Source organism: Microbacterium sp. KNMS, assembly GCF_053851835.1.
Window position 1 is genome coordinate 1 of the sequence record NZ_JBSQBP010000155.1, and the last position, 251, is coordinate 251.

At 70.5% G+C, this 251-nt stretch carries 1 pseudogene; it reads right to left on the reverse strand.

The features are described from left to right. Nucleotides 1–223: pseudogene (locus tag ACWXWW_RS18210) on the reverse strand (fumarate reductase/succinate dehydrogenase flavoprotein subunit); the annotation flags it as partial. Between the last annotated feature and the right edge of the window lie 28 nt (nucleotides 224–251).

The following is a 251-nucleotide window of genomic DNA, read 5'->3' on the forward strand; positions in this document are numbered from 1 at the left end:
GGTGCTCGGCCCGGAAGTGGCCGCCGCACGACTCCTCGCGGGCGAGGGCGTCGAGGCACATGAGCTGGGCCAGCTCGAAGAAGTCGTCGACCCGGCCGGCCTTCTCGAGGGTCTGGTTGAGGCTGGCGCCGTCGCCGGTCACCCGGAGGTCCTTGCGGAACTCCTCGTGCAGGGCGGGGATCTCCGAGAGGGCCTTCTCCAGGCCCTGCTGGGTGCGCTCCATGCCGCAGTGCTCGAGCATGATCTTCCCG